The following is a 7,409-nucleotide window of genomic DNA, read 5'->3' as shown; positions in this document are numbered from 1 at the left end:
AAAAAGGGCGGCATCTGCGCCTTCATCGACGCCGAGCACGCGCTCGACCCGGTCTATGCGCGCAAGCTCGGGGTCAACATCGATGAACTGCTGATCTCGCAGCCCGACACCGGCGAGCAGGCGCTGGAAATCTGCGACACCCTGGTGCGCTCCGGCGCGGTCGACGTGCTGGTGATCGATTCGGTGGCCGCATTGGTGCCGCGCGCCGAACTGGAAGGCGAGATGGGCGACGCGCTGCCCGGGCTGCAGGCGCGGTTGATGAGCCAGGCGCTGCGAAAACTGACCGCCTCGATCAACAAGTCCAACACCATGGTGATCTTCATCAACCAGATCCGGATGAAGATCGGGGTGATGTACGGCTCGCCGGAAACCACCACCGGCGGCAACGCGCTGAAATTCTATGCCTCGGTACGGCTCGATATCAGGCGCATCGGCGCCATCAAGGAGCGCGACGAGGTAGTCGGCAACCAGACCCGCGTAAAAGTGGTGAAGAACAAGCTGGCGCCGCCGTTCAAGCAGGTTGAATTCGACATCATGTATGGCGAGGGCGTCTCCAAGATGGGCGAGATTCTCGATCTCGGCGTCAAGGCCGGCATCGTCGAGAAATCCGGCGCCTGGTTCTCCTATGACAGCCAGCGCCTGGGGCAGGGCCGCGAGAACTCAAAAGCGTTCCTGAAGGCCAATCCCGACATGACCGCGAAGATCGAGGCCGCGATCCGGCAGAACTCCGGGCTGATCGCCGAGCAGATTCTCGCGGGCTCGCCGGAGCGCGACGCCGACGGCGAGGAGCCGGCGGAGGATTAACGGTAGCCGTGTCCCGGACGCGGTGCGGCGCGTAGCGCTGCTCCGCAGAGCCGAGACCGTTACGAACCCCCGTGCCTTGTTACGGCCCCGGCTCTGCAGCGCACCACGCCGCGAAGTGCGGCGCGCTGCGCTGCGTCCGGGGCACGCAGCAACCGGCGTCATACGCGGGCTTGACCCGCGCATGACGAAAGCTACCCACCGCCGTCATCCAGAGGAGCCGCGCTCTTGCGCGGCGTCTCGAAGGATGGCCGCATGCACTTGTTTCCGCATCCATCGAGGCTCGCCGCAAGAGCGGCGAGCGCCTCAGGATGACGGCGGCGGTGATTACTCCGCCGCCTCGGCGTAATCGGCAACCGGCGGGCATGAGCACACCAAATTGCGGTCGCCATGGACGTTGTCGACCCGGCCGACCGGCGGCCAGTATTTGTCGGTCCGCGATGTGCCGGCGGGAAAGCAGCCTTCGGCGCGCGTATAGGCCCGCGCCCAGTTGTCGTCGGCGATGTCGTGCACGGTATGCGGCGCGGCGCGCAGCGGCGAGGCTTCGACGCTCGAGCGCCCGCTCTCGATCTCCGATATCTCGCGCCGGATCGCGATCATGGCATCGCAGAAACGGTCCAGCTCCGCCTTCGATTCGGATTCGGTCGGCTCGATCATCAGCGTGCCCGGCACCGGGAAGCTCATGGTAGGCGCGTGGAAACCATAATCGATCAGCCGTTTTGCGATGTCATCGACGGTGACGCCGCAGGCCGCCTTCAGCGGCCGGGGATCGACGATGCATTCATGGGCGACGCGGCCGCGGGCGTTGCGGTATAGCACCGGGAAATGCGGGTCGAGCCGGGCCGCAATATAGTTCGCGTTCAGGATCGCGATTTCGGTGGCCCGCGTGAGGCCTTTGCCGCCCATCAGCAGAATATAGAGGTAGGAGATGGTCAGGATCGACGCCGAGCCGTAGGGCGCCGCCGACACCGGGCCGACTTTTGCTCGCTGCGTGCTGTCGAGGTGCCCCGGCAGGAACGGCGCCAGATGCGCTTTGACGCCGATCGGCCCCATGCCCGGGCCGCCGCCGCCATGGGGAATGCAGAACGTCTTGTGCAGATTGAGATGGCTGACATCGGCGCCGTAATCGCCGGGGCGCGCCAGCCCCACCTGCGCGTTCAAATTGGCGCCGTCCAGATAGACCTGCCCGCCATGGCCATGCACGACCTCGCAGATGTCGCTGATGTGCTCCTCGAACACGCCGTGGGTCGAGGGATAGGTGATCATGATCGCCGCAAGATTGTTGCCGTGCCGCGCCGCCTTGGCGCGCAGATCTTCCACATCGACATCGCCGCGCGCATCGCACGCCACCACCACCACCTCCATGCCGGCCATGGAGGCGGAGGCGGGGTTGGTGCCGTGCGCGGAGGAGGGGATCAGGCACACATTGCGGTGCGGCTCGCCGCGTGAGGCGTGATAGCCGCGGATCGCCAGCAGGCCGGCATATTCTCCCTGCGCGCCGGAATTGGGCTGCAGCGACACCGCATCATAACCGGTGATGTCGCACAGCCATTTTTGCAAGCGCGCGAACAGCGCGTGATATCCTGACCCCTGCTCGCGCGGCGCGAACGGATGCAGGCTGCCGAATTCAGGCCAGGTCAGCGGAATCATCTCGGCGGTGGCGTTGAGCTTCATGGTGCAGGAGCCCAGCGGAATCATGGCGCGGTCGAGCGCCAGGTCGCGATCGCTGAGTTTTCGCATGTAGCGCAGCAGCTCGGTCTCCGAGCGGTGGGCATGGAATACCGGATGGGTGAGGAACGCGCTGCTGCGTTTCAGTTCGGCCGGCAGCGCCTCGCGAACGCCGGCCTCGATGTCGGCGTAGCCAAGCCTGCCGCCGAACGCGCGCCATACCGCTTCCACAATCGCAGGCGTCGTGGTTTCGTCCAGCGCGATGCCGAACGTGGTCTCGCCAATCCGCAGATTGATTTTTTCGCCCGAAGCCCGCGCGATGACGTCGTCTTTCCCGGCGCCAGCCTCCACCGTCACCGTGTCGAAGAAGGCGTCGCTCTGCGGCGCGAATCCAAGTCTCTTCAATCCCGCCGCCAGCACCAGCGCGCGGCGATGTACGGTCCGCGCGATATGCGCAAGACCCTCCGGCCCGTGATAGACCGCATACATCGACGCCATCACCGCCAATAATACCTGCGCGGTGCAGATGTTGGAGGTCGCCTTCTCGCGGCGGATATGCTGCTCGCGGGTCTGTAGTGCGAGGCGGTACGCGGGTTGCTTACGCGAATCGATCGACAGCCCGACGAGGCGGCCGGGCAGCGAGCGTTTCAGCGCGTCGCGCACCGCCATATAGGCGGCGTGCGGGCCGCCAAAACCCATCGGCACGCCAAAACGCTGCGCCGAACCGATTGCGATATCGGCGCCGAGTTCGCCCGGCGAGGCCAGCAGCGTCAGCGCCAGCAGGTCGGCGGCGACGATGGCGAGGCCGCCCTTGGCGCGAAGCGCTGCAATTGCAGGCCGCAGGTCGCGCACCGCGCCGGAGGAGCCGGGATATTGCAGCAGCGCGCCGACCACCTCGGCGCCGTCGAGGTCGGTGAGGGGATCGCCTGTTATCAGGGTCCAGCCGAGCGGCTCGGCGCGGGTGCGCAGCACCGCCAATGTTTGCGGGTGCACCTCGCGGTCGACGAAAAAAGTTTTCGTCTTCATATGCGCCACGCGTTCCGCCAGCGCCATCGCTTCGGCCGCGGCGGTGGCCTCGTCGAGCAGCGAGGCGTTGGCGACGTCGAGCCCGGTGAGGTCGCAGATCATGGTCTGGAAATTGAACAGCGCCTCCAGCCGGCCTTGGCTGATCTCGGGCTGATACGGCGTGTAGGCGGTATACCAGGCTGGATTTTCCAGGATGTTGCGCTGGATTACGGGCGGCAGAATCGTGCCGGAATAGCCCTGGCCGATCAGCGAGGTGAACAGCTGGTTCTGCGCGGCAAGTTTTGCCATATGCGCCAGCGCCTCGGTCTCGCTTAGCGGTTCGCCGAGATCGAGTGGCTTTTGCTGCCTTATCGACGACGGCAGCGTCTCGCTCACCAGCGCGGCGAGACTTTTCGCGCCGACGGCTTCCAGCATCGCCTCGACATCGCGCGGCGAGGGCCCGATATGCCGGCGCGCGAAATTGGTCGCAGGCTCAGGGAGTTTGGAAGTCGTCATGCCGAAAAGCTCCGGATCGATTGGCAAATAAAGGTCGTCATCCTGAGGAGCGGCGTCCTCGCCGCGTCTCGAAGGATCGCCACGAGCGCGTGTGGCGATCCTTCGAGACGCCGCGCAAGGGCGCGGCTCCTCAGGATGACGGTTGTGTGTGTGGCGCTCTTGCTCATCACGCCGTGTGGGTCTTGTAGGCGGCCTCATCCATCAGGCCGTCGAGTTGGCTTTTGTCGGCGATTCTGAGCTTGAAGAACCACGCGCTTCCGCCGGCATCGGAATTGACCAGCGCAGGCTCGGCGGCGACGGCGCCATTGACCTCGAGCACCTCGCCGGAAATCGGCGCGTAGACGTCGGAGGCAGCCTTCACCGATTCGACCACCGCCGCGGCCTCCGCCTTCTTCAACTGCCGGCCGACCTTGGGCAGCTCCACGAACACCACATCGCCGAGTTGCGACTGCGCATAATCGGTGATGCCGATGGTGGCGACGTCGCCCTCGATGCGCAGCCATTCGTGGTCCGATGTGAACAGGATGGTCATGACATTCCTCAGCGCTTGTAATTGTGGGGGACGAACGGCAGGTCTTTGACACGCACCGCGAGGCGCTGACCGCGAACCTCTGCGAACAGCCGCGTGCCGTCGGCGGGATGCGCCGCCGGCACGTAGCCCATCGCGACCGGCGCATTGATGCTCGGCCCGAAGCTTCCGGATGTCACCACGCCGATCGCGTCCGGCGATGTGTCATCGGCGAACAGTCTTGCGCCCTCGCGCACCGGCGCGCGGCCCTCCGGTTTCAGGCCGACGCGGCAGCGCGCAACGCCGCGTGCGAACTGGTTGAGGATCACGTCCGCGCCGCGGAATCCGCCCGGCCGTTTTCCGGCCTCCCGACGGCTGCGTTGGATCGACCATGCAAGTCCGGCCTCGACCGGCGTGGTCGTGGCGTCGATGTCGTGGCCGTAAAGGCAAAGCCCGGCCTCGAGCCGCAGGCTGTCGCGCGCGCCAAGGCCGATCGGCAGCACGTCGCTGTCATCGAGCAGCGCGGTTGCCAGCGCCTCGGCTTTGTCGGCGGGCACCGAGATCTCAAAACCGTCCTCGCCGGTGTAGCCGGATCGCGACACAAAACAGTCGATGCCGTCAACGCGATGCGGTCCGGCATCCATGAAACGCAATGCCGCAACATCGGCGCAAAATTTCGCCAGCACCAATTCCGCTTTGGGCCCCTGCAGCGCCAGCAGCGCGCGGTCCGTTAGCTGCTCGATCACGCAAACATCGGACAGATGCGCGCGCAGATGCGCTTCGTCCGCGGCCTTGCAGGCGGCGTTGACCACCAGGAACAGGTGGCGGCCGAAATTGGCGACCATCAGGTCGTCGAGAATGCCGCCGGCGTCGTTGGTGAACTGCGCGTAGCGCTGGCGGCCCGGTGCGAGCCCACGGATATCCTGCGGCACCAGCCGCTCCAGCGCGGCCGCGGCGTCCTCGTTCCGGCCGGATTTCGCGTGCAGCGCGATCTGTCCCATATGCGAGACGTCGAACAGGCCGGCGGCGGCGCGGGTGTGCAGATGTTCCTTCATCACGCCGCTCGCATAGTGCACCGGCATGTCATAGCCGGCGAACGGCACCATCTTAGCCCCGCGCGCAAGATGCAGCGCATGCAGGGGAGTGCGTTTCAGCGATGAGGTCTCGGAGTCGCGCGCAAGCATTGCAAGGCCCTTGCAAGAATCCGGGAACAATTCCCGGACACCTGCCAAAAGCCCCATCTGTCGCTGTGCCTGAGAGCATTATCCCGTCGGCGGACCCGTCGGGGCGAAAGCCCGCGCGCGTCTCTTTCCAGATGTCATCAAGTCGCGCGGTCCGTTTGCCTGAGAGTTTCCGGGGCGGTTGCTCCTTCGGCGCCGGCGCCTTAGCCGATCTCTCCCGACGCGACTACTGTAACAAGATAGGAGGGAAACACGACGGCGCCAGGACTGTCAACGCAGCGCAGCAATTATCAACGGCGGTTGTCTGGGAAAAATAAGGCAGGAAGCCCTGAGTTCCCCGTCGTTCCGGGATGCGCCCGCTTGGGCGCAGGCCCGGAATCCATAATCCCGGTACTCAAGTTCAGCATTCACACCCCGACACAGGGAGGATGGATCCCGGGCTCGCGCCAAGAGGCGCGCCGCAGAATGACGCCTTAACGCGTAACAGCAGGCCGCTTGACCTTGCGGGCCTCGAAGCCCGCGCCCGCAGCGCGGAGTTCGATCATCTCGTCCGAATCAAGCTCGCCGATGTCGACGTCGCGGTCGGGCAGGATCACGATGCAGCGGCTGCCGATCATCGCATTGACGACGTGCAGGTCGGGAAACCGTTGCAGGCCCTCGGCCGCCCATTGCCGGAGCTGCGCATAATATGGCGGCCGCCGCCAGGCGGAGGGAAAGCCGGGATCGACACAGGCGGTGAGGTGGCGGTGGGAATCGGTATTGGTCAGCACGAATTTGGCGCGGTCCGGCTTCCATTCCGGCCCGAGCGCTTTCTGCATCATCCATTCGCAATAGAAGGTGCGGCAGCTGGCGTAGCGCTGCTCGTAAATCGTGCATCGCTTGCCGCCGGAGCAATGCTGGCACCATACCCCGCCGGGCTTGGCGATCTCGACGACGCCGACGGCCTTGCAGCACAGCGTGCAGGCGCCGCAGGAACGGCCGGGCACTACTTTTGCATTTGCCCGTGCCATCAAGGCGTCGCTGAGGGACGCGTGTTGATCCTGTTCGGCAGTCATTTTCACGCCTGTTTCGACAATTCAGCACCTGTAGCCCGCGCGAGCGAAGCGACCCCGGGGACCTGTCGCGAAAAGTCCCGGGGTCGCTCCGCTCGCCCGGGCTACACGTCACTATCCCGTCATTCCGGGATGCGCCCTCTTCGGGGCGCAGACCCGGAATCCATAACCCCGGTACTCGAGTTCAGCATTCACACGCCGACACAGGGAGTATGGATGCCGGGTTCGCGCCGAACAGGCGCGCCCCGGAATGACGGTTTTTAACTCGCCATCGCCTTGGTCAGATTCTCCGCGACCTTGTCGAGGAAGCCGGTGGTCGACAGCCAGCGCTGGTCGGCGCCGACGAGGAGCGCCAGATCCTTGGTCATGTAGCCGGCCTCGACGGTGTCGACGCAGACTTTTTCCAGCGTCTTGGCGAATGTGGCCAGTTCGTCGTTGCTGTCGAGTTTTGCGCGATGCGACAGCCCTTGCGTCCAGGCGAAGATCGAGGCGATGGAGTTGGTCGAGGTCTCCTTGCCCTTCTGGTGCTCGCGGTAGTGCCGCGTCACCGTGCCGTGCGCGGCCTCGGCTTCCACGGTCTTGCCGTCCGGCGTCATCAGCACCGAGGTCATCAGCCCGAGCGAGCCGTAGCCCTGCGCCACGGTGTCGGACTGCACGTCGCCGTCGTAATTCTTGCAG

The 7,409-nt window shown here is 65.3% G+C and carries 6 protein-coding genes and 1 riboswitch; of the genes, 1 reads left to right on the top strand and 5 read right to left on the bottom strand.

The annotated features are described in order from the left end of the window. Positions 1-804, top strand: an 804-nt coding sequence (gene recA / locus VGP39_RS10985) for a recombinase RecA (RefSeq protein WP_327568129.1), incomplete at its 5' end; no start/stop codon positions are given. Positions 805-1,128: 324 nt separating this feature from the next. On the opposite strand, the gene gcvP is transcribed toward recA, so the two are convergent. The 5 genes from gcvP to VGP39_RS10960 form a co-directional block, all read right to left on the bottom strand. Beyond that, a complete protein-coding gene (gcvP, locus tag VGP39_RS10980; RefSeq protein WP_327568128.1) occupies positions 1,129-3,990 on the bottom strand; it encodes an aminomethyl-transferring glycine dehydrogenase in 2,862 nt (953 codons plus the stop codon). A 166-nt stretch (positions 3,991-4,156) separates the two neighbouring features. Continuing rightward, positions 4,157-4,522 carry a glycine cleavage system protein GcvH gene (gene gcvH, locus VGP39_RS10975; RefSeq protein WP_327568127.1) on the bottom strand — a complete coding sequence of 122 codons (366 nt, stop codon included), beginning with the start codon at positions 4,520-4,522 and terminating at the stop codon, positions 4,157-4,159. 8 nt (positions 4,523-4,530) lie between these two features. After that, positions 4,531-5,682 carry a glycine cleavage system aminomethyltransferase GcvT gene (gene gcvT, locus VGP39_RS10970; protein ID WP_327568126.1) on the bottom strand — a complete coding sequence of 384 codons (1,152 nt, stop codon included), beginning with the start codon at positions 5,680-5,682 and terminating at the stop codon, positions 4,531-4,533. Positions 5,683-5,820: 138 nt separating this feature from the next. After that, positions 5,821-5,909: riboswitch (glycine riboswitch) on the bottom strand. A gap of 243 nt (positions 5,910-6,152) precedes the next feature. Continuing rightward, positions 6,153-6,734, bottom strand: coding sequence for a hypothetical protein (locus VGP39_RS10965; protein WP_327568125.1), 582 nt, complete (start codon positions 6,732-6,734; stop codon positions 6,153-6,155). Positions 6,735-6,991: 257 nt separating this feature from the next. Beyond that, positions 6,992-7,409, bottom strand: a 418-nt coding sequence (locus tag VGP39_RS10960; RefSeq protein ID WP_327568124.1) for an isocitrate/isopropylmalate family dehydrogenase, incomplete at its 5' end; no start/stop codon positions are given.

Origin of the sequence: Bradyrhizobium sp., from assembly GCF_036009065.1 — a bacterium.
Lineage (GTDB): Bacteria > Pseudomonadota > Alphaproteobacteria > Rhizobiales > Xanthobacteraceae > Bradyrhizobium.
Note: the sequence above shows the minus strand (reverse complement) of the source record. Positions and strands in the feature narration are given on the sequence as shown.